Source organism: Acinetobacter sp. 826659 (genome assembly GCF_000588515.1).
Lineage (GTDB): Bacteria > Pseudomonadota > Gammaproteobacteria > Pseudomonadales > Moraxellaceae > Acinetobacter > Acinetobacter pittii.
The window spans coordinates 315880-342188 of the sequence record NZ_JFYD01000001.1 but is presented as its reverse complement, the minus strand read 5'-3'; the positions used below and the strand labels follow the sequence as shown (position 1 = coordinate 342188).

Here is a 26309-nt window from a genome sequence, read left to right as displayed (position 1 = left end):
ATATTCCCCAAAAAAGTAAGTCAACGGTCGGAGGGATTTGACTTACTAGAGGGATATGCCATTACATCAGTATTAAAGTGCTGCTTTGAAAATCTCTACAACTTGTGCATGATTTGCTTTACGAGGGTTGGTGAGCATGCATGCATCTTTTTGAGCATTATCTGCCATCACTGCAAGGTCTTCAGTTTTTACACCAAGCTCGGTTAAACCAGATGGAATACCAATTGATGAAGAAAGTTTGCGAATGGCATCAATTGCGGCATAGCCAGCTTCTGTTACGGTGAGTCCGTGAGTATTTACACCCATTAACTCTGCGATTTTTGCGTAGCGATCTGGGCAAGCAATTAAGTTAAATTCACAGACGTGTGGTAACAAGATTGCATTACATACGCCGTGAGGTAGGTTGTAGAAACCGCCCAACTGGTGCGCCATTGCGTGAACATAACCTAAAGATGCGTTGTTAAATGCCATGCCAGCCAAATATTGTGCATAGCTCATTGCATCACGCGCTTCGATGTTTTCACCATTTGCGACAGCAGGTTGTAACCATTGACTAATCATCGTAATTGCTTTTTCTGCACACGCATCAGTAATTGGGTTTGCCGCCGTAGAAACATATGCCTCAACTGCATGGGTTAATGCATCCATACCTGTTGCAGCGGTTAAACCAGCCGGTTTTGCAATCATGAGTTTCGGGTCATCGATCGCAATGAGTGGGGTACAACGCCAGTCAACAATCGCCATTTTCACGTGAGTATCGGTATTGGTGATAATACAGAAACGAGTCATTTCAGATGCCGTACCAGCCGTTGTATTCACTGCAATCAATGGCGTCATCGGGACTTTACTTTTATCAATACCTTCGTAGTCGCGAATATGACCACCACCCGCAGTGACTAAACCAATCCCTTTTGCACAGTCGTGAGATGAACCGCCACCTAGAGAGACAATAAAGTCACAGCCATTTTCGTTATAGGCATTTACGCCATTATGAACATTAATATCGGTTGGGTTAGGTTCTGCGCCTGGGAATATATGGCTTGCAACGCCTGCTTCAGTTAAATAGTTCGCGATAAGGTCTGCAACACCAAATTTAAATAAGCCTTCATCGGTCACAATTAATGCTTTTTTTGCGCCGAGGTTTTGTGCCTTTGTACCAATTTCTTTAGCACATCCTGGTCCAAAGAGTGATACGCATGGAATATAAAAACCGTTTGTTTGATCTGCAATATTTTTAAAAGCCATGGAGTGATTCCTTCTTCCATAAATCCATTGTTTGTTATTACAGGTGAGCCTCACCATGGCCTTAGTATTGTGATGTGAAGTTTATTTTCCTACCTACCAAAAACCTACCAAATGTTATTTTGCTTTTAATTTTTGATTTATAAGTACTTTTTAGAAAGTTTGGCACATTCATTTAATTTTTTCGGGAAAATCGTTAAGCTATGGGCTGTTGAAGATGTACATATGAGATTATGAAACAGGAAACTGCGCTTAAACTGCTTAAAGCAGGTGAAAATGTCTTTTTAACCGGTTCGGCTGGTGCAGGGAAAACCTATACACTTAATCAGTACATCCAATACCTCAAAGCACGTAAAGTGCCTGTGGCAATTACGGCGTCTACAGGTATTGCAGCAACACATATGAACGGTATGACCATTCATACATGGGCTGGCATTGGCATTAAAGATCTGTTAACTGACGATGATCTAAAACGCATGAAAGAGCGTAAATATCTCAAGGAACACCTTGAAAATGCGCAAGTTCTTGTGATTGATGAAATCTCGATGCTACATGCGAAGCAGCTTAATCTGGTCAATCAAGTCCTAAAATATTTTAAAGAAAGCGACGAAGCATTTGGTGGTATTCAAGTCATTGTGGCTGGAGATTTCTTCCAGTTACCGCCTGTAGGACGTAATGGTGAAGCCAATCGTGACAAGTTCTGCTTTATGTCAGATGCATGGGTCGAAGCCAAATTCCGCGTATGTTATTTAACAGAACAACACCGTCAAGATGATGAAATTCTGAATCAGATTTTAAACGCTATTCGCGCGCAAAATATTCAACCCGATCATTTGCAAGCACTGCGTCAATCACGTGCGCACGATATTGGTGAGACCTTTACTCGTCTTTATACACACAATATGGATGTCGACAATATCAATTATCAGCATTTAAATGAAATTGATAATGAAGGGCATCAATTCAATGCTGTTTTAGATGGTAATGAAAAATTATTAGAAACTTTAAAATCTTCAGTACGTGCGCCAGAAGAACTCACACTTAAAAAGCATGCCAAAGTCATGTTTGTAAAAAATAACTTTGATATGGGCTATATCAACGGAAGTTTGGGTGAAGTCATCGGCTTTGAGGAAGATGACGAAAATGGCTTACTGCCGAAAGTAAAACTGACTGATGGCACGACTTTGCTGGTTGCTCCTGAAACGTGGTCCGTTGAAAATGAAGCAGGCAAAGTGATTGCAAGTTTTCAGCAAATTCCGCTTCGTTTGGCGTGGGCGATTACTATTCATAAAAGCCAAGGGATGACTTTAGAAGCCGCTGAAATTAACCTTATGAATACCTTTGAAAAAGGTCAGGGTTATGTTGCATTGTCGCGCTTAAAATCTTTAACTGGGTTAAAGCTATTAGGGATTAACGAGCAAGCTTTAGAGTTAGATAGTTTAGCTGTCAAAGCCGATCGCCGTTTCCAAGAACTTTCAAAAGAGGCCGAAGACAACTTTGCAGATGTAGATTTAACTGCTCAGCATAAAGCGTTTATTCGTCACTGTGGTGGCACCTTGAATGAAACTGAGATTTCTCGTAATGAGAAGAAACTCGCAAAAGGTGGCAAGCAAAATTACGCTACGGCAACGCTAGACGAGACACGTGTTTTGTTTGAAGAAGGCTATGAGATTGAAGACATCGCGCATGAACGTGGTTTAACCCCAGCGACAATTATTAATCACTTGGCTCGACTGCATAAAGAGCAAAAGTTAGATATTTCGGTTGCCCATCCGGGTGAAGAGGTGGTCGAAGAAATTCGCAAAATTTATAAGAAGTTGAAAAAGCGCCAAAATCCAGATCATTTTTCTGATGATGGTTCGATCAAACTAAGACCAATTGTTGAAGCAACCAGTCCTCGAATGGGATATGATCAGGTCCGATTAGCTTTATTATTTATTGAATAAAGTTTAATTCGCTTAATGACTTATTATATAAATTGAGGTGGCTATGCCGCACGTTGTAGTTGATTATTCAGAAAACTTAACTGGATTAAACGCAAAACAATTACTTGAAGAAATTAATACCACACTGATTGAAACAGAGCTATTTAGTCCAGAAGACATTAAAAGCCGTGCGCGTAAAGATGATGTTTTCCTCATAGGTTTGGGAGAGGAACAGGCTTATATCCATGTAAAAGCCTACATTTTGTCAGGAAGAATGGCTGAACAAAAACAGCTTATGGGTGAGCAGTTATTAGCGGCACTCAGCAACAAAAAATATCTACAACAAGAGTTTAATAAAGAAATTCAATTGTGCGTTGAGCTTGTAGATATGCCAAGAGAAGATTATTTCAAGCAAGTTGTATAACATTAAAAAGCGCAATTTCGATTAAGAATAGAGATTCGCACTATGTAAAGTAGTGCTATCGAATGAACAGACATCTACTTACTTTTAAAGTGAGTCTAGCGTGATACAGGTATAACCTAGATTATGCCTGTATCTCTAAAAGCTTAATATCTGCATATTGCTCAATCAAGTTGTCATCTAGCATGTGGATGTAATCCATGAAGATGGTGCTAAAACTTCCCATAGTTTGCGCTTGATTTGCAGCAAGTTTACCCGCAATCGCAAAATGAACATGAGCTGAAAGAGCAGCAATTGTTGGCGTCGTCACAGCGCTATATGCTGCGATTAACGCACCTAAAGCGCATCCTGTTGCTGTGATTTTGGGCTGTAAAGGGCTTCCGCCGTTTACTTGAATAACGGTGTCTAATTCTTTAGATAAAATATAATCTGACTCACCTGAAATAGCGATACAGTCCGCATGTGCTAATAGTGCATAGGCTTGTTGATAGGCCTGATCACTGCTTAAAGTACTATCGACACCTTTAGATTGAACTTGGTTGCCTGCAAGCGTACTAATTTCTGAGGCATTACCACGAATAATGCTTGGCTTGAACTGTAAAAGCTCGTCTGTCATTTGACTACGCCAAGCTAAAATTGGTCCATAGCCGACTGGATCAAGCACCCATGGAATGCCATTGAGCTGTGCAGTCTTGGCAGATATTTGCATGGCTTGCATTTGCTCTGAAGTAGGTGTGCCCAAATTAATGCTTAAAGCCGATGAAATTTTGGTAAAACTTTCTGCTTCATAAGGATTATCAATCATGGCAGGGGAAGCACCAGAAGCAAGTAAAACATTGGCTGTATAGTTGGCCGCAACACTATTGGTAATGCATTGCACAAGAGGAGTTTTTGCCTGCATGTTTTGCCAAGCGTCAATTACCTGCTCAATCAAAGTCGATGCTGATGTCATATTATTATCCTTATTAAGCCAAAGTGATTGTAGATTTAGTGAGTAAAATAATGATCTTGATGCTTACATCTTTGGCAAATCAAAGAAACATAATCTGCCGCATCATAATCAACACTTAAATCGTTTGAACCACAATGCATACAACGTTTAACTGAATAAAAGTTTAATCGAGGTTCAATTTTTCGCCATGCTTTCCAGACAGGTTGTACAAAGATCTGTTCGTCGTAACCTAAGAAGCGGTTAAGTAAAATATAACTCATTTTACTGTAGGGAATATTGTGAGGACGAGGCAACATTGAGGTTTCCCACTTTTCAGCTAAGGCTCTCTCACGATATTGCTCTAAGGTTTTCTTTAACAAATTGGTGTTAATAAATTTTTCATTACGCGGCTGTAGGGCTTTCTGTTTATAAAGATACTCAAGTGCGGTTTGAATTAAATAATAAATCTGACCAATTGCCAATGAATCCATTAAACGATAGCAAAAAGTTTGAAAATTAGAGCTTCCTGCAATTTGAATGCCCCAAGTTCGGCAATAGAACTGCATAAACTGAATAATCTCTTGATAGAGCACCTGAAAAAGTACGTCTTTTACTTCATCGGCACTACGAAACGGGATACCAAGACTTAAATTTTCATAAAACCAGTAGCGTAGTTGCTGGGCTACACTAAATAAACTTGGGTCACTATAACCGTCCAAGCGAATGTTTAAATAAAAGCACTGAGGTTCATCCGCTTGATCTTGGGCATTTAAAATTCCATCTTTATGGAGTTGCTTAATCAGATAGTTTTGAAACATCCAGTTCGGAGTAATGGACTGATATTTAATTTGGTCCCAGTGAATGTATTCATCATGAGCAACATCGTCTCGTGCATAATCGTCGAGCAGGCTGAGTAAAAAAAGTTTATGCAAAAAACTAAGTTGTTCCAAACTACGTTGTGGTTGCTCTTTTGACTTGAACTGGCGTTGTTCTTGTAGGCGTGTTTGCTGTAAAAGCTTTTTTCGTTGTTTTGTGCATGTTTCACAATGACAAGTCATTTTCGTATCTTTAAATACACGGTGCTGACAATGACTGCATTCATGAAACTGAATGTCTTGTTCAAATTGCTCGGCATCTACCCAGTACATTGAAGCTTGGCAGAGAGGACAATGGCTACTTTCATCTAGCTGTTTCTGTAGAATTTGTAAGACCATTTTGCTCCGAACGTTTAAAACTATCATGATTGACTTATTATACACAGCCGCATTGCCGATAGCTGAGATTGTCTTTTTGTTTGATGCAAAAATAGAAAACCTAAAATCTTTGTCTTAACTTTAGGTTTTCATAAGGGGTTAAAATTTAAAATTAAACAGGGCACGGCAAGCTCTCATCATTCTGTCCAAGCTTTTTGGCATTAATAAGGGCCTGCACTTTTTTACTTGGTAATTTTACTTTACCTAAAGCGTCGTAAGTATTGACGATAGAAGTTACCTCCTGAGCAGTCATTGAAATACCTTCTGCAGATAAAAACACCGCAATCACATGGTGATCGAGACCTGCTGCGTTTAGATCATGAATCGCTTTAATATTTTCTAAACGATGAAAATGTGCTTTTAATTCCATACTGACACCTCTTGTTCTGATTGAAATATTTATATTGGTGTATTAATGAAGGCAAGAACCATGCCCAAAATGTAAGCTGACTCTAAAAAATGTTAAAAGCTGAAGTTGTTTTATTTTTATTGTATAGATTGATTATATAAGCAACGATTATCGTAAATTTGGTCTAATCTGTGCTAATAAAAGACGATTCTAATTTGAAATGTATAAATGAAGTCCCATTAATTTTATAAAGGTAAACAAACACGGTATGTATGAATGTGTATGATCAAGTTCATAAAATTCGTACAACGGTTTCCGAAAAGTATATAAGGAATAAAGATGAATATTGCGGCGCAGCCTCCAGTTCAGGCAGATCAAACAGTTTATTTAAAAGATTATCAAAAACCTTCATTCTTGGTTGAATCCATTAATCTTGATATTCAAGTATATGACGATAAAACAATTGTTGATTCAACATTAGTCATGAAGCGTCAAACTGCTGGAGACTTGGTGTTATTGGGCCGTGATCTTGAATTGCAATCTATTCAGCTCAATGGTCAAGATCTTACTCCTGCACAATATTCACTCGACAGTGAACAACTGGTGATCACTGATGCACCAGATGAAGTCATTTTACAGACTCAAGTGATTATTCATCCTGAAACCAACACTCAGCTTGAAGGTTTATATAAAGCAGATGAATTGTTTGTAACCCAGAATGAACCTGAAGGTTTCCGCAAAATTACATTCTATCCAGACCGTCCAGATGTTCTTTCAGTCTTTACGACACGTGTAGAAGCAGACAAAAAATATCCAGTGTTACTTGCCAATGGTAATTTGCTTGAAACAGGTGAGGTGGGTGAAAACCGCCACTTTGCGATCTGGCAAGACCCGACTAAAAAACCAAGCTACTTGTTTGCTTGTGTTATTGGTGATTTAGCTGTTCTTAAAGACCGCTATACCACGTCTGAAGGGCGCGATGTTGCTTTAGAAATCTATGCAATCGAGAAAGACATTCCAAAATGCCATATCGCGATGGAAGCATTAAAGCATTCAATGCGTTGGGATGAAGAACACTATGGCCGTGCTTATGACCTCGACAACTATATGATTGTTGCGGTGAGCCAGTTCAACATGGGTGCAATGGAAAATAAAGGTTTAAATATCTTTAATACTTCATGTGTGCTTGCCGATGAAGAATATACAACTGATGCAGCGATTATGCGAGTACAGTCTGTGATTGCGCATGAATATTTCCATAACTGGACAGGGAACCGTATTACTTGCCGTGACTGGTTCCAGCTGTGCTTAAAAGAAGGTTTAACGGTATTCCGTGATCAGTCTTTCTCTGAAGATTTACAATCTGCTGCGGTTCAACGTATTGATGATGTTGCGGTACTTAAATCGCATCAATTCCCTGAAGATGCTGGTCCATTGTCGCATCCACCGCGTCCAGATCACTTTGTAGAAATTAATAACTTCTACACAGCTACAGTCTATGAAAAAGGTGCGGAAATTAACCGCATGATGTCGACCTTACTCGGTAAAGAAAAATACCGTCAAGGAACCGATGAATATTTCCGCCGTCATGATGGACAAGCCGTAACAGTAGAAGACTGGGTTGCTGCATTATCTGCAGGTTCAGGTGTCGATTTATCAGCATTTTTAACTTGGTACAACCAACCTGGTACGCCAAAGCTTGAAGCAAAAGGTGAATATAATGCAGCGGCACAAACATACCGTTTAAGCTTTAAACAAAGCCTAAAAGCGCATCCGAAATATCCAAACTTAAAAGCTGTTCCAATTCCTGTTGCTTTAGCGCTTTTTAACGCTCAAACAGGGGAGCAATATACATTGCACAGTAACAGTCTATTCGTAAATGATGTTAAAGATGGCGTGTACTTGTTTGACCAAGATGAGGCAACTATTGAGTTTACAGGGGTAACTGAGCAACCTGTTGTTTCACTACTACGTAATTTCTCTGCACCTGTAAATCTTGTATTTGATTACAGTGATGAAGAATTAGCATTCTTAATTCAACATGAAACAAACGGTTTCAACCAATGGCAAGCAACACAAACCTTACTTGAACGTATTTTGCTAGAAGACCATTCTGCAGATGCTTACATTCAAGCTATTCAAAGCACATTGCCTGAGTTGGTTGGTCGTGACCCGCTTTTAGCATCACGTTTGTTTGATGTACCAAGTGAAGGTTATTTGGGTAGTCGTATTGATCAGAACTATGCACCAGCAGATATTCATGTAAAACGTGAAGCCTTGCTTAATCGTTTAGCACAAGAGTTGGGTTCATTCTGGAAAGATACTTACCTTACACTTGACCCAGACTTGCAAAAAGAATTCTCTTTAGCCATGGGCGTTCGTGCATTAAAAAATATCATGTTGATGATGATGGCTCGTCAGGGCGACCAAACTGCATTTGAATTAGCACATGTCCAATATCAAAACACAGGCAATATGTCTGAACGTTTAGGTGCGTTACGTGTATTAGTTTGGCAAAATGCACCTCAAGCTCAAGCTGCCCTAGCTGATTTCTATGACCGTTTTAAAGATGAAGCATTGTCTTTAGATCAATGGTTTATGATTCAGGCAGCAAATCCAAATGCCACTGTTGAGACGATTGAATATCTTACTCAGCATCCTGATTATGACCTCACGACGCCAAACCGTATTCGCGCCGTAAGTGGGGGCTTGTCAAATAACCCTGAAAATACTTGGGGCTTTGGTGTCGCTCACTTTATTAACCTTGCACAATATCTAGATGAAAAGAACCCAATTTTAGGTTCGCGTCTATTACAGGTATTGTCACGTTGGTATACGCTTGCCGAGCCTCAGCGTACTCAAGTGCAACAAGCTTTACAAGCATTGCAGCCTAAAGTGAAATCGAAAAATGTTTCTGAAACTTTAAATAGCATGCTGACCGTTTAATTATTTAAACTTACTAAATAAAGGTCTCTAAAGAGGCCTTTATTTTTTTATATCTCATAGCTCTTCAAGATTTAAAATAAATAAAACTATCCTTGTTATAGTTCATCTGTAGATCAAGTTTTATCATTTTATTTTTATATAAATTATAATCTCTAATAATTTTCTGAAGGTGCACTTTTAAGAAATAATGTAAAATGAAAATTAAAGAGATAAATAATATAAAAAATAAATTGGCTCTTGAAAATTATTTAATTTTTTAAAGTTAGCTAAATTTTGAAATATTTATTTAAATTTATCTTAATATTTTTTCTAGTGTTTTTATTAAAATTATTTAAATCAAATATTTATATTTTGTAAATATTGTTTTTTTGTATCCGTAAGATAGGTTTAGGTAAATTTGTTTTATTGATTAGAAATTAAAATAATAATGTGAACATGCATTTTATTTATTTTTATGTATTATGTTGGAAAGTAGGATAAAAAAATAAGCTTTAAAAGAGCAGTCAAATAAAAATGATTGTAAGAATAAGGGTTAAATTTTTTATATCTATTAATTCGACAATTTAGTTTAAAAGGTTTTGGCCATGAAAAAGACTTTTATTTATTTATCAGCAGTTGTTGCAGGAGTATTTTCTCTCAATGCGGCAAATGCAGCTACAGCAACAGGTACATTAACTGTTAGAGCAACAGTAACGAATAGTTGTGTATTGAATACCTCTGCAACTGGCACGACAACAAATGCCGTTTTAGATTTTGGCACTTTAAGTTCACTTGCTGGTAATGTTGATGCAGATACCACAACGACTGGTGGTACCTCAATTAAAGTCCTTTGTAATAATACTGTACCATGGACTTTGTCATTTGATGGTGGTCAGAATGTTTTATCAACCCAACGTCGCATGATCGGTGGGGCGACTAGCAATGAATATATTCCTTACAACCTTTTCTCTGACACAGGACGTGCCACAGCAATTGGTATTGCAACGACTGCCTACAGTGGGACCGGAACGGGTAATGTTCAAACTGTAAATGTGTATGGTCGTATTCCTGCAGGAACAACTTTACCAAGTGCTGGTAGCTATGTTGACAGTGTGACTGTTACAGTAACTTATTAATTTGCATAAATTAGAATTACGTTAGCCCTTTTGAAAGGGCTAATACATTAAAAAGTTATATTTGAGCAAATCATGAAAAAAAATATTTTTATTATTACGGGACTATTCTTATCTTTATCTAGCTCTATTAACGCCGCAACAATCCGTCTTTCACCTGTAAATGTAGAAATATTAAGTAATCAAAATGCTGCTTCAATTAGTTTATATAATCAGTCAAATGAAAGTGCTGATTTACAGGTGCGTGTATTTGAGTGGAGACAAAATGCTGGGCAAGATCAATTAATCTCTACGGATGAGATTGTAGTTAGTCCACCATTTTTAAAACTACAACCTAATGATTCTTATAACTTGCGTGTAGTTAGGATTAATCCAGAACCTATTTCTGGTGAAAAAACTTATCGTATTATTATTGATGAGTTACCAAAACCAATTGATAGCCGTAAAGCAGCTCAGGGAGTAAATGTATTACTTCGCTCATCATTACCTGTATTTATTGTCAATAAAGATGCAATTACCAAACTGAGTTGGAAAATTGATGTTAACCAGAATACACCTTCTTTAAATATTAGCAATATAGGTAACCGACATGCGCTGTTAAATAGTCTAACGCTTGTTGATACAACTGCGAATAAAAGTTATCCCATTAAAGTAAATACTGTGAATGGTTATATTCTTGCGGAGAAGTCGAAAAGTTACTCGATTAGTAACTTTACCTATCAACCAAATCATAAATACAGCGTATCTCTAACAGTTAATGGTAAGAAAACCACACTTTAAGAGGCTTATATGAAATACATTATAGGTGTCTTATGTGTTGCGTATTTTCCTACGTATTCTTTTGCCGAACAGTTATTAGATCATACGAATACTGCAGTTCCGAGTGTTCCTAAATCTGTTGGTAACGATAATAAATATAAACACGTAGGAACGAATGAGCAGGAGCAATATCTTAATTTCATTCATCTATTTTTAAATATTTCGATTAACTCAAATGCTTCTGAAGATTTGGTTGCTGTAAAGCAATCTAAGGATGGAAAACTATATATTCGTTCTAGTGCCTTAAAAACTTTAAGACTAAAAATGGATGAACATATCCCAGATAACCAGTGGGTGTGTATTAATGATCTAAACGGAATCCAGTTTAAATATATCGAAAATGAGCAGTCTTTAAACCTAAAAGTTCCGTCGAACATGTTAACGGGTTACTCCGTCGACTTAAGTGGCCAGCAGGTCACTAGCCCACAATTGCTAAAGATGAAACCCTTAAACGCGGCTATTTTGAACTACAGTCTGTATAACACCATAACCAATGACGAGAACGTTTTCTCAGGTACGGCTGAGGGGATCTTTAATAGCTCAATCGGTAACTTCTCATCAGGGGTTTTATATAACGGTAGTAGTGAAAATAGTTATAGTCATGAAAAATGGGTACGACTGGAAAGTAAGTGGCAGTATGTAGACCCTGAAAAGATCAGGATATATACCCTAGGGGACTTTATTTCCAATAGCCCGGATTGGGGAAGCAGTGTCCGTCTTGCCGGTTTTCAGTGGTCGAGTGCTTATAGTCAACGCGGTGATATTGTCACCTCAGCACTCCCGCAATTTTCCGGCTCGGCAGCACTGCCTTCAACACTGGATTTATACGTCAACCAGCAAAAGATTTATTCAGGGTTAGTCCCATCTGGTCCATTTGATATTAAACAGCTTCCGTTTATTTCAGGAAATGAAGTCACCCTTGTGACCACCGATGCAACGGGACAGCAGAGCATTACCAAAAAGCCTTACTATTTTTCATCCAAGATTCTGGCAAAAGGTATTAATGAGTTTTCAGTAGATGTGGGGGTTCCACGTTATAACTATGGACTCGATTCAAACGATTATGATGATGCCACCTTTGCCTCGGGTGCGATCCGATACGGCTACAGTAACTCACTGACCTTAAGCGGTGGAGCAGAGACTTCGACAGATGGCCTGTCGAACCTCGGCACAGGATTTGCCAAGAATGTTTTGGGGACTGGGGTGATCAATGCTGACATTGCAGTGAGCCAATATAAAGATGAAAACGGCTATTCTACCTTGCTGGGTTTAGAAGGGCGCATCAGTAAAAATATTTCATTTAACACCAGTTACCGTAAAGTATTTGATAACTATTTTGACCTAGCCCGTGTATCTCAAGTGAGATATTTAAAAGATAACCAGATCAATGCCGAGTCACAGAACTACCTGAACTACAGTGCACTGGCCGATGAGATTTTTAGGGCAGGGATTAATTATAACTTTTATGCAGGCTATGGGGTTTATCTGGGCTATAACCAGATCAAATATAGTGACAACTCCTATAAATTACTGTCTACCAATTTAAGTGGAAGTCTGGACAAGAACTGGGGTTTTTATGCATCAGCTTATAAAGATTATGAAAACCATAAGGACTATGGAGTTTACTTTGCGCTGAGATATACACCATCCAGTAAAGTGAATGCGATCACGAGTGTATCTAGTGACAGCGGTAGCCTACGGTACCGCCAAGAAATATTCGGTTTGTCAGAACCCCAAATTGGTTCATTTGGCTGGGGTGGCTATGTTGAGCGCGATCAGGATGCCAATGAAAACAATGCATCGGTCTATGCCTCTTACCGTGCCCGAGCAGCTTACCTGACAGGGCGATATAACCGATTTGGGGATAATGATCAGGTTGCAGTTTCGGCGACAGGATCATTGGTTGCGGCAGCGGGACGCATCTTTGCGGCCAATGAAATAGGAGAGGGCTATGCGGTCGTAACCAATGCAGGGCCGCAAAGTCAAATTATAAATGGCGGTGTTAATCTGGGAGAAACTGACAAGTCTGGAAGGTTTCTGATTCCTAGTCTCATGCCATATCAAGTGAACCATATTTATTTAGATCCATCGTATCTTCCTCTGAATTGGAATGTTAAATCTACAGATCAAAAAACAGTGGTGGGTTACCGTCAAGGAACTTTGGTTGACTTCGGTGCTCATCGGGTCATTTCGGGATTAGTGAAACTGGTTGATCAAAACAACTCACCGTTAATGCCGGGTTATACCGTTCGAATTAATGGTCAGCAAGATGGGGTGGTTGGCTACGACGGTGAAGTGTTTATTCCAAATCTTTTAAAGCAAAACAAACTTGAAGTCGATCTTCTTGATCATGGCTCCTGCCAAGTTGACTTCACCTATAACAGTAATCAGTACTCAACTAAAAAATTGGGACCTTATGTATGTCATTAAATATTATGAATAAGGCTCAAATAGAGAGCTATAAGTTTTTTCCATTGTTTTTAAAATATTTTGTAGGCATTTGCTTATTTTATCTCGTTTATGCATTTTTTAGTCCGGCACATGCAGCTTGTACGGTAAGTGGGACCACAAATAACACTTTTACCTACACAGCAGCAAATATTAATAGTGATGCAACCGTAAACCTTTCAGGAACAATTACTTGTACGAATTTAGGACTTCCCCAGATTTCTAATTTCATGTGTATGAAAACCGTATTTACGGGAACCACAAATGCAATTAACAGTGTTTCATTACCGTATACGGTTACTGCAACTGTAGGTGGAGCTGGGTCTTCTACCACAAACCAAACCTCCAATGTGTGGTATGGCCCAGTAGCAACAGTCGCATCAAATAATATTGTGAGTTACTCGGTAAATATAAAAGTACCAGCTCGAACGGGGTCTCTCATTGCATACCCTCAAGGAACATATACGGCTTCGGTTCGGTTGTATTGGGATATGGATCTTTTGGGTTTGTCATGTGGTGATTTACTTGGTGGCTGGGATTCAGGCGATACATTGCTAACAGCAAACTTTGTGGTCCCAAGTCTTTGCCAATTAAACTCAACCTCAACTGTTGATTTTGGAAATATCAATGATATTAGTACAACGAGTCGTGATTACACAGCGCAAGGAGCAGTGAATACGACCTGTAATTTTGGAACGCCATATAGTATTTATTTAGGGGATGGAAACAACCGTATAGCTGGGGGCTTTAGGCGTATGATCAATAGTAATAATGAATTTATTCCCTATCAGCTATATAAAGATTCTAACTATAGTACGGTATGGGATGCCACGGGAGGCGTAACAAATGTTGGGGGAACAGGGGGAGTCTCAAAAACAGGTACAGGAAGCGCTCAAACGACTACAGTTTATGGAAAGATTCCGCAAGGTACCGCCATTGCAAGTAGACCTGGCGTCTATTCTGATAGTGTTGTTGTTACAGTGACTTATTAATTTTCTAATCTATTATATAGGAAGTTCTTTTTAAGGCAGAGCTTCCTATAATTCAAATTATATCGCTTGAAAAATGTTCTGAAATAAGTAGTAAAAATCAAATAATTCTTAGCTTTCGGAACTTATTCGTCATCAAAAATAGTTTGACTTAAAAAAACATTCTGTATATTTATTGATTAGTTCTAAAAGAGAACTAGATAAAAGGCAATTAAAAATAAAGGTGAATAAATGTCGAATATTATTTTACATCAATGGGAAATTTCTCCATTTTGTCAAAAAATTTCAAGGGCTTTGAGATTTAAGGGAATTCCATACGAAACAATTAACTACAACGGCATTCTTGGAGCGAAAGTTCCTCTGCTAAGTAAGGTGGGTAAAGTACCTGTCATTGACCATAATGGTCAGAGGATTCAAGACAGCACTCGAATCGCGCGCTATCTAGATGAAGCCTTTCCAGACACACCTCGGCTTTACCCTGAAGATCCAAATCAAAAAGCACTTGCAGAGCTGTGGGAAGATTGGGCAGATGAATCTCTTTATTTTTATGAAGTCTATTTACGCGTAAATGACTCAGAAGCTTTAGAAGAAGCGATTCGCATTAGTAGCATTGGTCGTCCAGCTTATGAAAAGCCCATGGTAAAAGGTTTTATTTTAGCCGAGTTAAAAACGCAGCTATTCTTTCAAGGCTTAGGACGTATGAAAGCTGAAAATGTTGAAGAAGAATTTATACGACATCTCGACCGTATTGAGCAGGTTTTGTCACAAAGTGAATGGTTAGTTGGAAACAGCCAAACCATTGCAGACATTGCTGTGGTTGCTCAACTCGGTGAGGTGATCCGTACCAGTAAAAAATTTAGTAAAGAAATTTTGAATCGTCCGTTTATTGCATTATGGTATAAAAAACAAACAGGATAAAACGTCTATGACATCAGCAACACTAGATAAAAAACAAGATTGTGCGGTTGTTATTGGCGTCGGGGCATCACAAGGTATTGGTGCAGCGGTGTGTCGTCTTTTCGCCAAAGAAGGCTTAAAAGTTTATGTTGCTGGACGTACTTTCCAGAAAATTGAAGCAGTGGCTGCCCAAATCCATTCCAATGGTGGAGATGCTGTAGCGTTTCGTTTAGATGCAGAAGATATACATCAAGTACAAGCCTTGTTTGACACCATTACAAGTCAAAATGAGCGCATTACTGCTGTAATTCATAATGTGGGAGGAAATATTCCTTCCATCTTTTTACGCAGCCCATTGTCGTTTTTTACTCAAATGTGGCAATCCACTTTTTTATCGGCCTATTTAGTTTCTCAAAGCTGTCTAAAAATCTTTAAAGATCAAAATCACGGTACGCTTATTTTTACTGGAGCGAGTGCGTCTCTACGCGGCAAACCTTTTTTCGCAGCTTTTACGATGGGGAAATCTGCCTTAAGAGCTTATGCCTTAAATCTAGCCCAAATCTATAAGTCACAAGGCATCCATATTGCTCATGTGATTATTGATGGCATGGTCGATGGCGATAGAGTGAATAAAGCATTATTTGGTCTGGGGCGGTTAGTTCGTCTTACGCGTGGCACTGGCGGACTTAATATTGATGCCATTGCAGAAAATTATTGGATGCTTTACCAACAAACTCCACAACTCTGGACACATGAGCTAGATTTACGCCCTTATCAAGAAAAATTTTGAGAGACTAAAATGCTAAAAAAAATATTTCAAAGATTTCAAAAAAAGCAGGGCTGTGTTGTCGTTGCTGGTCATGACCTTCAACTGATTGAGCGTGATTTTGTAATTTTAGATAAAAACGCGCATTTCCCTTTACATCTTTATCAAGTTGTACATGATTCAGCTGTAAAAAAAATGCAAGTTCATTCTTTAAATGATGGTGTGACAGTAGTTCACTTAAATTTAGTGAATGTAGATCATTTAAAATGCTTGTTGCGTTATATTTCAAGTCATGGACATATCATTGAGCTTTGTGTATTTCAGCCGAGTTTTTCATCTTCATCAAATATCGAAGCTTTATCTTTAGAAGAGATTGAACACAGTTGGCAGACCACAGGTTTAAGTGCCGTGAGTGTCGCTCAAGCTGTGATTAAACCTATGCTTAAACAACAGCGGGGCACAGTTATTTTTCTTGGAGCTCCATTTAATAACTCACTCCATTACGATGTGTTAAGTCAAAGCATGTTTGCAAGCATTCGTGCTTTAGCGCAGTCATTGGCGAGAGAGTTTCAACCTAAAGGCATCCATGTTACCTATTGCATGGTTGAAAAATGGGAAGGGCAAGACCAGCACTTTAGCTCATCTCTCAAGCAAGTATGCCAACACATCTATCAACAACCTGATTCTGCATGGAGCCAAGAGCTTAGCCTATCTTAAAGTTTTACTTTCACATGTTCTTGAAATACAGTACTGAGCTGAAATGATCATAGAACAATAATTTCGGTAGGTTTTAAATGGTGAATATAAAGAGTTTTCAGCGAACTGTTCAGATCGTGTCGACCTTGGCAGCTTTTATGTATATTTCTTCACTCGCCCAAGCATATCAATATGATCAAACTGCTCGTTTAGTTAACGAGCGTTTATCTTATATGAAAGATGTAGCAGGTTATAAAGCAGAGCAGCATTTGCCGATTGAAGATTTAACTCAAGAAAAGAAAGTTTTGGATCAATCACTTTCTGAAGCCGAATCTTTTGGTTTAAATAGCGAAACGGTAAAACCATTTATTGTGACGCAAATGAATGTTGCCAAGGCCATTCAGTATCGCTATCGCGCAGATTGGTTATCGAGTCCAGAAAGCAATTGGAAGCCACAAGATTTAGCAGAAGTACGTTTAAAAATTAGTTCTCTAAACACTGAACTTCTAAAAAATATCGCTTATGAACTTAAGAAAAATCATAACAAAGCACCTCATGGCTGTAGTTATATGTGGCCTGTTCAGCATTCTCAACTTAAAGACGCTGACAAAAAAGCTTTATGTATGACATTAAATAAAATTAAGTTAAGAAAATGAATTTATTTAAGATAATTAAAGCATTGAATTTTTTATCAGGAGAGTTTTTATGAAAAAAACCTCTTCAATATCTTTCCTTTTTAAGAAGAGGTATTTACTGATACTTTTGTTAGTTGCAATCTTTAGTTATGGCAAATATCAAAATTACAAAGAAAAGATTTTATTTAGAGAATATTATTTACATCCACCATTGTATAGAGAGATTTGGCCATCTGAATTTGACCCTAATGGAGTCATATTAGATATTCCAGCAAACTATCTTATGGATGCAACTGCTATTTCTGAATCTTCACGAAAGAAAGATCTAGAATTCAGAGAAAAGCAAAGGTATGAGAGCAGCAAAGCCTTATGTGATAGATTTCAATGTACTGAACTTTTTCAAGTTCTTTTACCTGAGTACAAAGGAAAAACATTAGAAAATTTACATATTTTTAATCCTGAATCAGTAAGAGCTGATTATGAAATACCTAAAGACTGGCAAGAGTTTCATAAGTATGTAATTTGGTTTTCCTTAAATAGCTGGATACCTAAGAATCATAAAGTGAATGCTAGTGATGCAGAAATTACAATGGGTATAAATTTAAGTTCAGTGTTTCATCCGAAAGAGTATTTTGAAACGCCAAAATTAATTAAATATATACAAACTAAACCAGCTCCAGAATTAGGCTTAACAGAAGTGGTATCACTAGATCCTAATTTACCAGGCGGGTTCTATAAAGTTCTTGTTTATAAGGATTGGCAAAAGAAATATCCTGAGGATGTAACAGAGGATTATAATCATTATAAGATTTATTTTAAAAAAGACGCTGGTGGAAATATAGTTTCTTATATTAGTTGTAGTACTTTTGCTCGTACTTATTTATTAAGTAAACCAGATCCTGAACAGGCTATTCTAGAAGACTATGCTAGACCAAATCAGCAATACTATTGTAGACATACTTTTAATGTGAAGGGACTGCCGATGAGTATTACCGCACATTACAGTGATATACATTTAGCTGATTGGCAGAATATAGAAAATAATTTAACTCGGCTTATACAGTCATTTCATGTAAAAGAGACTAAGTAAGTTTCAATATTTAAAGCTCTTGTTATTTAAAGATCTTTTTATATTCAATACTCTTACTTCTTCAGTTTAGAACATTGACACCCAAAACCTCTCCGATTATCCTTTGCCTGCTGGCCACATTGCCAGTCAGCTTTTGACAGAGCTGGTACAAAAGGCGCACAACAACGTATTATTTCGTTTTGTGCGTTCTCCTAAGTCACGCCTTTATGGTGAGGCTAGGAGGGGCACGCTTGCGTGCGCTGGTTTCCTTTTGTACCAGTCTGTCAACCCTTCTAGTCTTGCCACCATTATTTGACAGTAATTGGTAAGACTCTTCTAAATCAAAAGGAGTCCGCCGTTATGCGTACTATTTATTCTTTATTGGCCTCTGCCAAAATCTCTCTATTCATTCCACTTAAACAGTCTTTCAAACGGTTTAATCGGCTCTAGGTTTTCTACATCTTAAGAATCGTTACGACTAAAAAATCATAGCAACAATAAACCTGAGATAGGCGAGCACACCTTTTTTGTGCCGCTTTTGTATGCCTGTTTTTAGCGCACAATTTAAGAGTGACAGCATTTCTATCTCATTTACTTACAACAAAAAAATTATTTTAAACGGTATAAAAATGCCAAATTTAGAAGCATCATTTAGAGCACTTCGCGTGCTACATGCGGCAAGAGATTTGTTTAAACAATATGGGTTTTACATCGGGATTGACCGAATTATTGAGGAAGCCAAAATTCCCAAAGCCACTTTTTATAACTATTTTCATTCCAAAGAAAGGCTCATTCAGATGAGCTTAACTTTTCAAACAGATGTATTAAAACATGAGGTGTTTTCAATTATTCATTCGTACCGTGAACTTATGATGTTTGATAAGCTCAAGAAAGTTTTCTTTTTACATGCAAACTTAGAAGGCTTTTATCGTTTGCCATTTAAAGCCATTTTTGAAATTGAAAAGCTTTATCCTGCGGCCTATAAAATCGTGATTGACTACCGGAACTGGTTCATTAAAGAAATTCATAAATTCCTTTTAACTGTAAAAGCTAACGCTACAGTTGAAGATGCCTACATGTTTTTGTTTGTGATTGATGGGGCAATGATTCAGCTTTTAAGTGCAAATAAGATCGATGAAAGAGATAAATTATTAGAATATTTTATGTCGACGCTCGCTTAGATTGGTTAGTACTCTGGTTTAATTCTTATAAAAAGCCCTCCGAAGAGGGCTTCAAATTTATTTAAAGTTAGGTTGATTTAAGATTTTGTAGACCTTTTCTTTATATACATCATTAGAAATAACACCTTTATCTCGCTGTTGTTTTAGCGATTTAAACTGTTGACCACGAATTTCTCTTTGAATACCCACATTATCATGATGTCTCATGTAGTAAAGGCTACGCTCATGATCACTCATATTCACTGTTTCATCAGTAAACGAAGAAGGCTTTGCTTCATTTTCTTGATATTGTTTTGCAATTTCAAAAAAATCTACGTTTTGGGAATGAGGAGAATTAAATGAATTTTGCTGTTCAGTCAGCTGAGGGTTCTGAGTGTTAGCATTTATTTCAAGCATACTTTTATGCTGATTAAATCTAGGGCGGTTATATTCTTGTTTCGTTTGAAATGTGTTTGTTTCAGCAAAAGTGGAAGAAGAAAAAAGCCCAATATTTAAAGATAAAAAAGTTAATAAAAATCTATTCATTTCTTTGGGAGTCCAATTGAAATTGAATAAATCACTGTATTGTAACATTAAAATTTGATTTTTGAAGGTTTGACTTCAAGAGTGCTTGATCAACTGGTAAATAATAAGATCTGTAGTGGAGCGTAAAAGCCAATTTAAAAAGGCTTTTTACACTCATTTTTTTAAGATCGTTTTGAATATTCTTCTTTCAATTTATCCAGAAAAATAAAGAGGTTTTGATTCATTTCTTGATAGTCATGCTTCCGTAATTCTTCACGAGTATTCACAAATTTATAATTGTGAGCATCATTTAACTCGACTTCTGAATGTTGAATCAGTAATTCAACTACTTCTGAAGTTAATTCCATATGACATTGTAGGCCATAAACTAATTTGGAATATTCAATAATCTGTCTTGGACAGCCTGCGCTAAAAGCAATAATTTTTGCGTTGGGAGTTAAGCCTGGCATGTCGTTATGCCAATGGCCAACTTCAGTCATTTTTCCTAAGTGAGAAAACTTAGAATGCGTTATTCCATACTTTGTAAGCATAATTGGAAATTTACCAATTTCTCGCTCAGGGCTATGTTCAAACTTGACACCTAAAGCTTCACCGATCAATTGAGATCCTAGGCATACCCCAATAACCACTTTATTTGCTTGAATTGCTTTTTTAATCATTGCTTGTTCGGCTAATGAATTAAAGTGAGGGCACATATCTAATGTAGTATCAGGACTTTGTGGGCCACCCATTATAATAAGAAAGTCGATATCTTCAACAGAACTTGGCAAAACTTCATTTAAATACACTCTTGAATAGGTAATTTTGAAGTTATTCATTTTGCCCCAAATTTCATATGCGCCAGGCGCTTCAAAATCTTCATGAACAATAAAATGTAACCGCATAACAATCCTTAAAATCTAAACATTAATAGGTCGATCATTGGTTAAAAATCAAGGAAATATTAAAAGTAGAATAGGGCCTTTAATACATCCAGTTTTGAAAACTTATATGGGCCAGCTTTATTTGTTTTTATCGAAGTTGGAATTAATTTTTTGTTTTTAAAATACATACGATATATTTATTGTTAAGTTAAACTAAATTATTCTGATGTGACAATGGCAGTTCAATTTGTTAAATTGTGTAGCTTTTATCAAAGTGGACAAAATTTATGAAGTCATTTTTAGTTATATCTTTATTGGGTTTTGGGCTGATTGGTTGTGCTTCATCTCCATATAATTCTCAAGAAAATTATTTGAATAAACCTCCAATAGTTCCAGAGAATAAAGCTTTTAATAGTTTTAAAACATCTGAACACGGGATTTTCACTGATCGAGATGTCTATAATATAAATATATCAGAAAATTCTAATCTAAATTTTCGTTATGAAGTTCCTTTTTAAAGAAAAATAAAATATTAACTAAAAAGGACGGAGCAAAGGTGGTTTAACACCTTTGTTAACTCATAATAATCAATGATTAATACAACCTTTTGGGTGGTTTTTTAAATTTTAAACTGTTAAATTTTAGTTATTGAAAACAAGGTATTTTAAATGAAAAACTTCACTATTGTTGCTTCTTTATTTTTATTGGTTGGGTGTGCTACAGGTCACAAACAAGTCACTCCTACGCAAGTGGCTGATAATAAAATTATTTCAGAGGCTGAAAAATATAAAAAACAATATCAAAAGAAAATTTATAAAACCTGGGATATTCCCAAGTCTTCTACAGGTATGAGTGCAAGTGTTAAAGTCTTTTTAACGGATACTGGCGAAATTGAGCAAATTATCTTTTTAGATAAAGAAGAGCAAAAATTTAAAACAAGTATTGAAAAAGCTATCTGGCGTTCTAGTCCATTTGTTTTACCCTCTAATCCAGAGGTAAGAAAGCAAGCAAGAAAATTCAATATTAAGTTTCAGGTAAAATAAATCAGTTATGTTTGAATACTAAGAGCAGATTTATAATTTTGAGTAAGTTAAATCTGCTCTTTAGATATTTATAGTATTGATATAGTAGGTTTTAGCTATATTGAACTGATCTTTAAGAGCTAAATTCAAAAGTAGAATGCTAACATTTCAGTGTAGTCAGAAAATAAGACATTTTATTTATATATTAAAAAAATATAAAAATTTGTTACATTAATATCAAAAGGTAACATAAACAGAACTTTAAAAGAATGAAAAATTATTATAGAAAATAAATAATTTCGTAATAGTTGTAAGTAAAAATATGAGTGAAGTAAAGAAGCCTCATACTGAAAGTAAAGCAACGAAAGTTGTAGCGTGGTGTCTAATTATATTTGGAATTGTTTTAGGAATAGCCTTTATTTTGTCATATGGGCAAGTTGAAACTCGAAATGATAATTTAGACATTATTCAAGTGTGGTCTACACAAATGGTCACAGTTGGTCTTTTTATTATATTTAATGGTTTGCTGTTCGGTTATTTACTTTTAAAAATTAGTAGTATTTTGAACCACCTTGAAAATAATAAAAACTAGAATTTCTTTGAATAAATTCAGTTCAAATATTAAATAGAGCTAAGATTTTATTTAAAGCACTTCTCAATGATATGAAAAATTGAAAGAAAATTTTTCAAAATCTTCTTATATATAGATTATTTATGTTAATTACTTCACATTTTTAAATGTTTTTGATGTTTAATTGACGATTAAATTTCAAAAACCTTGTATTTCTTACATTTAGTTTATGAGTTTTACCCTATCTTACATAAAAAAATAATAGTTTAAAGAAGTATATAAATATACGCATGAGAAGATAGGAGGTTAAGATGCCAAAATATCTAGCAATAGCAGATAAGGTTTATAAAAAAATTAAAAATGACAACTTGTTTTCTGATGATGTAATAGAAAATTTAAATTGTTTGGTTGGGCTTATTCGTAATGCGATAAAAGGTACTGAATTCAAATTAAAATATAATTTTATTAATTTTGAAGACTGCTTAACCAAACCCATCGAGCAATGCTCGGTAAAAATTGATTTTAGTCTTATGCCTAAGTGTGATAATGAAGGTGAGTTTATTTTATGGCTTGCAGGATTTATTGAAAGAATCACAGAAGGAGGGAAAGCTAAATTTCCTCCTATTTCTCAGTTGGTCCCTCAAGGCTTTAGTATGGTAAATGAAAATATTCCAGTAACTACTTTACCTGTAAAAGAAGAAAATGCAGAAATGATTGTTAATTATTTTAAATCAGATGATTATATTAAAAATAATAAACTACCTTCTTAAAATATATAAGCCAATTATCCGTAACAATTTAGAGCTTAGTAACCGCCTTTGAAGGCGGTTTTCTTTGTTATATGTATCTTAAAGTGTCTGTTACATAAATGATGATTGTTTCATGTTGAATATATCTGTTAATTATTTGAGCATGAAATGACACAAATGAAGTAAAGGATAAATCTCATGATAGATGAAGAAAAACCCTTAAATTTTGATGATGATGAAGAGCCTCTTGATTTTGCAGATGAAGAATTCATCGATGATAAAAAAGAGGATGAGTTGTATAACACCATTACCAAAGATGGCTCTAGTGTCGATCCAGCAGATGATGGTGAGCGGCATATTCGACCTGAAGATGGCGATCCTATAGAAGTCGAAGAATAATCTATAGCCCAATTTTATATTGGGCATTTTAATTTCTAGCGTATTTGGTTGAACAACAACAAACTCTAGATATTATTCAAAAATTATCATGAATGAATTAAAAAATGAGAGCTAGGCAAGAAGTTTAGAGATATGAGGTTGTATGTTTCTAGAACAAGTAATATGACAGAGGATTAGATGCAAAAAATATTGGATTATCTTTGTAAGCTTTTTACTACTCAGTCTCGGTTACGTGCCGCTACAAATAGCTCGATTGCTACAGCAACAGACAATGGCGATCAGGAAATTGGTTTTGCGGTAGATGAGATGTCTCTGAGTCAGGAAGGGGTAAACCATATTTGTAATTTTGAAGGATTAAGACTCAGTGCTTATGATGATGGCGTAGGTGTCTGGAGCATTGGTTATGGCACAACCAGATACCCAAATGGTTTGAACGTTCAAAAAGGTGACACATGTACTCTTGAGCAGGCCAAAGTATATATGCAGCATGATTTGAAAATATTTGAGCGTGCAGTCAATGGCGCTGTAAAAGTTCCTTTAACGCAAAATCAATTCGACGCATTAGTCTCACTAAGTTATAACATCGGGGCAGGAGCCTTTAAAAAGTCGACCTTATTAAAAAAATTAAATTCAGGTGATTACAAAGGGGCCGCAAACCAATTTGATGTATGGATAAACGCAGGCGGTAAGCGTTTGGCTGGATTGGTTAGACGCCGTGCTATTGAAAAGAAATTGTTTTTAGGATCATAGTCTTTTTAATTTTTTATTTCGTTTAGTCAGAGGCTATGAAAAGCCTCAAATAGTCTGGGCTTTTCATATGGAAATTAAATGTATTAACTTTTATCCCCTAAGGTAATTCTGAGCCTGTTTAATGCTCCCATGAGTGAAATGCTAGTTGTTAACTCTACAATCTCTCTTTCACTAAAATACTCGGCCAAGTGAGTTTTTACGGGTTCAATTTTTTCAGATAGAAAAGTGACTGCTTCTGCAAGTTCAAGAGCGAGAAATTGTTTTTTTGAAAAAACGTTTGAATGTTTATAGCCTGGGATTTTATCAATGACTTCTTGGCTTATACCCATATCCCTTAATTCTTGTGCATGAAAAGCACAACAATAAGCGCAGCCGTTAATTTGTGACACATACAATTCAGCTAAAGCAATTAATTGAGGATCAATTCCAGAGCTTCGAATTGAGGCATGTGCTGAGTACAAATGATTAATCGTCTTTTTGGCAACTTCTTTATATTCCATAAAATAGACCAGCATTTTCGTATTAAAAACTTATTATTTACTACAAGGTATAGATTGTAAATTAGGCACTATTTTGTTATATAGGTATATTTTTTATACCTAACTAATCAATGAAAGATAATATTTCTGGCTGTTCTGTAGAAGAAGCAATGACAGTATTGGGTGGTCGCTGGAGAATGTTAATTATTTCATTTCTCATTGAAGGACCTATGCGTTTTAATGAGTTAAGACGCGCAATCCCTAATATTTCTCAAAGAATGTTGACTTTGGAATTACGTTTTCTCGAAGAAGAAGGCTTCATTAATAGAGAAGTTTTTGCGGAAGTTCCTGTTAAAGTTGAGTACTCTTTAACTGAAGATGGTAAGAAATTAAACGGTTTAGTCGAGACGTTAAAAGAAGTGGGTACTTGGTTAAAAGCAAGATAATAAAATTATTTTTAGATAACGTTTCACTAGTACTAGATGAATTTAACGGGCTATCTTTATAAAATCTAGGCATAAAAAAAGCCTGATGCTACGAATCAGGCTTCAGTATTCATCGACAATAGGAGTTGATGAACAAGACCAATCTAACAGACCTGTTCAGTAAAGGCAAACCGAGGCTTGAATTGCTGAGTCAGATCAAAGTAATTTTTCCTAAATTACACGCATTAAAAAAGCCCTTGCTCGAAAGCGAAGGGCTTAGTCATTCATTGATCTACCAATGAACTATATAAGGCTCATCTCATACTAAGGTCAGTATATCTGAAATTGGAGCAACTGAGAAGAAAACCTTATAAATAGCTTTTTTTATTCTATTTAAACTTATTTTATTCAGGCGTATAGCAAGTTACATCATTGGTAAATCAATACACAAAACTTGCACTTTGCATTTTTATGGGTGTGGTATTTGTGTAGGTTCTGATTGGCTTAGGAAATAAAACAATAGCTATCTTTTAAAGGTTCAATATAAAGTTTTGAACATATTGAAGACATCAGGAGCCAGATATAAGCAAGGAAGTAAATATGAATTTAATTAGATTAGAAGAATTATCATTGATGAGTAATGCGGTTTTAACACCTCAATTAAACAATTGGCCATGTATACAATCACCAAATTTAGAAGATACTGATTGTCAGAAGCATAGAGATAGTTTTTCCGAACAATCTGATAAAAAATTTCATAAAGAATGGCGAAAACAACAAAAGAAAATACTTAAAAATATTCCGAGTAATGCTGTTTTACTCAGCATTAAAGAGATTGTGTAGTTTA

General features: G+C 36.2%; 28 protein-coding genes. 21 read left to right on the top strand and 7 right to left on the bottom strand.

Annotation, left to right across the window (positions count from 1 at the left end):
• Positions 1–72 precede the first annotated feature (72 nt).
• On the bottom strand, positions 73–1245 hold the full coding sequence (mdh, locus tag J663_RS01655) for an iron-dependent methanol dehydrogenase (protein WP_033847428.1): 1173 nt from the start codon (positions 1243–1245) through the stop codon (positions 73–75).
• 230 nt (positions 1246–1475) lie between these two features.
• Here mdh and J663_RS01650 point away from each other — a divergent pair, with 230 nt between their 5' ends.
• Positions 1476–3188 carry an AAA family ATPase gene (locus tag J663_RS01650; RefSeq protein ID WP_019767620.1) on the top strand — a complete coding sequence of 571 codons (1713 nt, stop codon included), beginning with the start codon at positions 1476–1478 and terminating at the stop codon, positions 3186–3188.
• A gap of 43 nt (positions 3189–3231) precedes the next feature.
• On the top strand, positions 3232–3591 hold the full coding sequence (locus J663_RS01645) for a 5-carboxymethyl-2-hydroxymuconate Delta-isomerase (protein WP_033847426.1): 360 nt from the start codon (positions 3232–3234) through the stop codon (positions 3589–3591).
• Positions 3592–3712: 121 nt separating this feature from the next.
• Here J663_RS01645 and thiM read toward each other — a convergent pair whose 3' ends face one another.
• The 3 genes from thiM to J663_RS01630 all read right to left on the bottom strand — a co-directional run bounded on the left by thiM (position 3713) and on the right by J663_RS01630 (position 6142).
• Positions 3713–4540, bottom strand: coding sequence for a hydroxyethylthiazole kinase (thiM, locus tag J663_RS01640; protein ID WP_033847425.1), 828 nt, complete (start codon positions 4538–4540; stop codon positions 3713–3715).
• Between the two features lie 35 nt (positions 4541–4575).
• On the bottom strand, positions 4576–5733 hold the full coding sequence (locus tag J663_RS01635; RefSeq protein ID WP_033847424.1) for a hypothetical protein: 1158 nt from the start codon (positions 5731–5733) through the stop codon (positions 4576–4578).
• Between the two features lie 151 nt (positions 5734–5884).
• Positions 5885–6142, bottom strand: coding sequence for a hypothetical protein (locus J663_RS01630; protein WP_002119338.1), 258 nt, complete (start codon positions 6140–6142; stop codon positions 5885–5887).
• A 318-nt stretch (positions 6143–6460) separates the two neighbouring features.
• Here J663_RS01630 and pepN point away from each other — a divergent pair, with 318 nt between their 5' ends.
• From pepN to J663_RS01575, 11 genes are all read left to right on the top strand, one after another.
• Positions 6461–9067: an aminopeptidase N gene (gene pepN / locus J663_RS01625; protein WP_033847422.1), complete on the top strand. Its 2607-nt coding sequence runs from the start codon at positions 6461–6463 to the stop codon at positions 9065–9067.
• A 578-nt stretch (positions 9068–9645) separates the two neighbouring features.
• Positions 9646–10182, top strand: coding sequence for a spore coat U domain-containing protein (locus J663_RS01620; protein ID WP_014207080.1), 537 nt, complete (start codon positions 9646–9648; stop codon positions 10180–10182).
• 72 nt (positions 10183–10254) lie between these two features.
• Positions 10255–10959: a molecular chaperone gene (locus tag J663_RS01615; RefSeq protein ID WP_033847419.1), complete on the top strand. Its 705-nt coding sequence runs from the start codon at positions 10255–10257 to the stop codon at positions 10957–10959.
• A gap of 9 nt (positions 10960–10968) precedes the next feature.
• A complete protein-coding gene (locus J663_RS01610) occupies positions 10969–13428 on the top strand; it encodes a fimbria/pilus outer membrane usher protein (RefSeq protein ID WP_033847417.1) in 2460 nt (819 codons plus the stop codon).
• Positions 13419–14438: a spore coat U domain-containing protein gene (locus J663_RS01605; RefSeq protein ID WP_033847415.1), complete on the top strand. Its 1020-nt coding sequence runs from the start codon at positions 13419–13421 to the stop codon at positions 14436–14438. The genes J663_RS01610 and J663_RS01605 overlap by 10 nt, the downstream gene beginning before the upstream one ends.
• A 228-nt stretch (positions 14439–14666) precedes the next feature.
• Positions 14667–15353: a glutathione S-transferase family protein gene (locus J663_RS01600; RefSeq protein WP_033847414.1), complete on the top strand. Its 687-nt coding sequence runs from the start codon at positions 14667–14669 to the stop codon at positions 15351–15353.
• 7 nt (positions 15354–15360) lie between these two features.
• Entirely contained in the window at positions 15361–16122 is a 762-nt protein-coding gene (locus J663_RS01595) for an SDR family NAD(P)-dependent oxidoreductase (protein WP_033847413.1), read from the top strand.
• Between the two features lie 9 nt (positions 16123–16131).
• Positions 16132–16815, top strand: coding sequence for an SDR family NAD(P)-dependent oxidoreductase (locus tag J663_RS01590; RefSeq protein ID WP_033847411.1), 684 nt, complete (start codon positions 16132–16134; stop codon positions 16813–16815).
• A gap of 77 nt (positions 16816–16892) precedes the next feature.
• On the top strand, positions 16893–17450 hold the full coding sequence (locus tag J663_RS01585) for a chorismate mutase (protein ID WP_033847410.1): 558 nt from the start codon (positions 16893–16895) through the stop codon (positions 17448–17450).
• Positions 17451–17499: 49 nt separating this feature from the next.
• Positions 17500–18519 carry a hypothetical protein gene (locus J663_RS01580; RefSeq protein ID WP_033847409.1) on the top strand — a complete coding sequence of 340 codons (1020 nt, stop codon included), beginning with the start codon at positions 17500–17502 and terminating at the stop codon, positions 18517–18519.
• A gap of 608 nt (positions 18520–19127) precedes the next feature.
• Positions 19128–19679, top strand: a complete 552-nt coding sequence (locus tag J663_RS01575; RefSeq protein ID WP_033848020.1) for a TetR/AcrR family transcriptional regulator — start codon at positions 19128–19130, stop codon at positions 19677–19679.
• A 57-nt stretch (positions 19680–19736) separates the two neighbouring features.
• Here the strand turns inward: J663_RS01575 and J663_RS01570 are convergent, their stop codons facing one another.
• Both J663_RS01570 and J663_RS01565 read right to left on the bottom strand, forming a co-directional pair.
• Positions 19737–20252 (bottom strand): hypothetical protein, encoded by a 516-nt coding sequence (locus J663_RS01570; protein WP_033847408.1) that lies wholly within the window; start codon positions 20250–20252, stop codon positions 19737–19739.
• Positions 20253–20365: 113 nt separating this feature from the next.
• Positions 20366–21088, bottom strand: a complete 723-nt coding sequence (locus J663_RS01565) for a type 1 glutamine amidotransferase (RefSeq protein WP_033847406.1) — start codon at positions 21086–21088, stop codon at positions 20366–20368.
• Between the two features lie 266 nt (positions 21089–21354).
• On the opposite strand from J663_RS01565, the gene J663_RS01560 reads away from it, so the two are divergent.
• The 6 genes from J663_RS01560 (at position 21355) to J663_RS01535 (ending at position 24558) form a co-directional block, all read left to right on the top strand.
• Positions 21355–21585 (top strand): hypothetical protein, encoded by a 231-nt coding sequence (locus J663_RS01560; RefSeq protein ID WP_033847405.1) that lies wholly within the window; start codon positions 21355–21357, stop codon positions 21583–21585.
• 150 nt (positions 21586–21735) lie between these two features.
• Complete coding sequence (locus tag J663_RS01555; RefSeq protein WP_005073742.1) at positions 21736–22110, top strand: TonB C-terminal domain-containing protein; 375 nt, start codon at positions 21736–21738, stop codon at positions 22108–22110.
• Positions 22111–22411: 301 nt separating this feature from the next.
• Entirely contained in the window at positions 22412–22681 is a 270-nt protein-coding gene (locus J663_RS01550; RefSeq protein ID WP_033847404.1) for a hypothetical protein, read from the top strand.
• 290 nt (positions 22682–22971) lie between these two features.
• Positions 22972–23430 carry a hypothetical protein gene (locus J663_RS01545; protein WP_033847403.1) on the top strand — a complete coding sequence of 153 codons (459 nt, stop codon included), beginning with the start codon at positions 22972–22974 and terminating at the stop codon, positions 23428–23430.
• A 177-nt stretch (positions 23431–23607) separates the two neighbouring features.
• Entirely contained in the window at positions 23608–23808 is a 201-nt protein-coding gene (locus tag J663_RS01540) for a hypothetical protein (protein ID WP_005073749.1), read from the top strand.
• Positions 23809–23985: 177 nt separating this feature from the next.
• The gene (locus tag J663_RS01535) at positions 23986–24558 is read left to right on the top strand and encodes a lysozyme (RefSeq protein ID WP_033847402.1); all 573 of its coding nucleotides are present in this window, start codon (positions 23986–23988) and stop codon (positions 24556–24558) included.
• Positions 24559–24641: 83 nt separating this feature from the next.
• Here the strand turns inward: J663_RS01535 and J663_RS01530 are convergent, their stop codons facing one another.
• Positions 24642–25058, bottom strand: a complete 417-nt coding sequence (locus J663_RS01530; RefSeq protein WP_002114624.1) for a carboxymuconolactone decarboxylase family protein — start codon at positions 25056–25058, stop codon at positions 24642–24644.
• A 110-nt stretch (positions 25059–25168) separates the two neighbouring features.
• Between J663_RS01530 and J663_RS01525 the strand changes: the two genes are divergently transcribed.
• Together J663_RS01525 and J663_RS01520 are read left to right on the top strand one after the other, a co-directional pair.
• On the top strand, positions 25169–25483 hold the full coding sequence (locus tag J663_RS01525; protein ID WP_002114620.1) for a winged helix-turn-helix transcriptional regulator: 315 nt from the start codon (positions 25169–25171) through the stop codon (positions 25481–25483).
• Between the two features lie 579 nt (positions 25484–26062).
• A complete protein-coding gene (locus tag J663_RS01520; RefSeq protein WP_005073752.1) occupies positions 26063–26305 on the top strand; it encodes a hypothetical protein in 243 nt (80 codons plus the stop codon).
• The last annotated feature ends 4 nt before the right edge of the window (positions 26306–26309 follow it).

Bases quoted from the DNA above. Each gene is read 5' to 3' on its own strand.
- J663_RS01575 (WP_033848020.1), top strand. From the start codon at position 19,128: ATGCCAAATTTAGAAGCATCATTTAGAGCACTTCGCGTGCTACATGCG.
- J663_RS01550 (WP_033847404.1), top strand. From the start codon at position 22,412: ATGAGTGAAGTAAAGAAGCCTCATACTGAAAGTAAAGCAACGAAAGTT.
- J663_RS01600 (WP_033847414.1), top strand. From the start codon at position 14,667: ATGTCGAATATTATTTTACATCAATGGGAAATTTCTCCATTTTGTCAA.
- J663_RS01610 (WP_033847417.1), top strand. From the start codon at position 10,969: ATGAAATACATTATAGGTGTCTTATGTGTTGCGTATTTTCCTACGTAT.
- J663_RS01570 (WP_033847408.1), bottom strand. From the start codon at position 20,252: ATGTTACAATACAGTGATTTATTCAATTTCAATTGGACTCCCAAAGAA.
- J663_RS01520 (WP_005073752.1), top strand. From the start codon at position 26,063: ATGAATTTAATTAGATTAGAAGAATTATCATTGATGAGTAATGCGGTT.
- J663_RS01560 (WP_033847405.1), top strand. From the start codon at position 21,355: ATGAAGTCATTTTTAGTTATATCTTTATTGGGTTTTGGGCTGATTGGT.
- J663_RS01605 (WP_033847415.1), top strand. From the start codon at position 13,419: ATGTCATTAAATATTATGAATAAGGCTCAAATAGAGAGCTATAAGTTT.
- J663_RS01615 (WP_033847419.1), top strand. From the start codon at position 10,255: ATGAAAAAAAATATTTTTATTATTACGGGACTATTCTTATCTTTATCT.
- J663_RS01555 (WP_005073742.1), top strand. From the start codon at position 21,736: ATGAAAAACTTCACTATTGTTGCTTCTTTATTTTTATTGGTTGGGTGT.
- J663_RS01590 (WP_033847411.1), top strand. From the start codon at position 16,132: ATGCTAAAAAAAATATTTCAAAGATTTCAAAAAAAGCAGGGCTGTGTT.
- J663_RS01535 (WP_033847402.1), top strand. From the start codon at position 23,986: ATGCAAAAAATATTGGATTATCTTTGTAAGCTTTTTACTACTCAGTCT.
- thiM (WP_033847425.1), bottom strand. From the start codon at position 4,540: ATGACATCAGCATCGACTTTGATTGAGCAGGTAATTGACGCTTGGCAA.
- J663_RS01635 (WP_033847424.1), bottom strand. From the start codon at position 5,733: ATGGTCTTACAAATTCTACAGAAACAGCTAGATGAAAGTAGCCATTGT.
- J663_RS01540 (WP_005073749.1), top strand. From the start codon at position 23,608: ATGATAGATGAAGAAAAACCCTTAAATTTTGATGATGATGAAGAGCCT.
- J663_RS01650 (WP_019767620.1), top strand. From the start codon at position 1,476: ATGAAACAGGAAACTGCGCTTAAACTGCTTAAAGCAGGTGAAAATGTC.
- J663_RS01525 (WP_002114620.1), top strand. From the start codon at position 25,169: ATGAAAGATAATATTTCTGGCTGTTCTGTAGAAGAAGCAATGACAGTA.
- mdh (WP_033847428.1), bottom strand. From the start codon at position 1,245: ATGGCTTTTAAAAATATTGCAGATCAAACAAACGGTTTTTATATTCCA.
- J663_RS01595 (WP_033847413.1), top strand. From the start codon at position 15,361: ATGACATCAGCAACACTAGATAAAAAACAAGATTGTGCGGTTGTTATT.
- J663_RS01585 (WP_033847410.1), top strand. From the start codon at position 16,893: ATGGTGAATATAAAGAGTTTTCAGCGAACTGTTCAGATCGTGTCGACC.
- J663_RS01580 (WP_033847409.1), top strand. From the start codon at position 17,500: ATGAAAAAAACCTCTTCAATATCTTTCCTTTTTAAGAAGAGGTATTTA.
- J663_RS01565 (WP_033847406.1), bottom strand. From the start codon at position 21,088: ATGCGGTTACATTTTATTGTTCATGAAGATTTTGAAGCGCCTGGCGCA.
- J663_RS01630 (WP_002119338.1), bottom strand. From the start codon at position 6,142: ATGGAATTAAAAGCACATTTTCATCGTTTAGAAAATATTAAAGCGATT.
- J663_RS01530 (WP_002114624.1), bottom strand. From the start codon at position 25,058: ATGGAATATAAAGAAGTTGCCAAAAAGACGATTAATCATTTGTACTCA.
- pepN (WP_033847422.1), top strand. From the start codon at position 6,461: ATGAATATTGCGGCGCAGCCTCCAGTTCAGGCAGATCAAACAGTTTAT.
- J663_RS01645 (WP_033847426.1), top strand. From the start codon at position 3,232: ATGCCGCACGTTGTAGTTGATTATTCAGAAAACTTAACTGGATTAAAC.
- J663_RS01545 (WP_033847403.1), top strand. From the start codon at position 22,972: ATGCCAAAATATCTAGCAATAGCAGATAAGGTTTATAAAAAAATTAAA.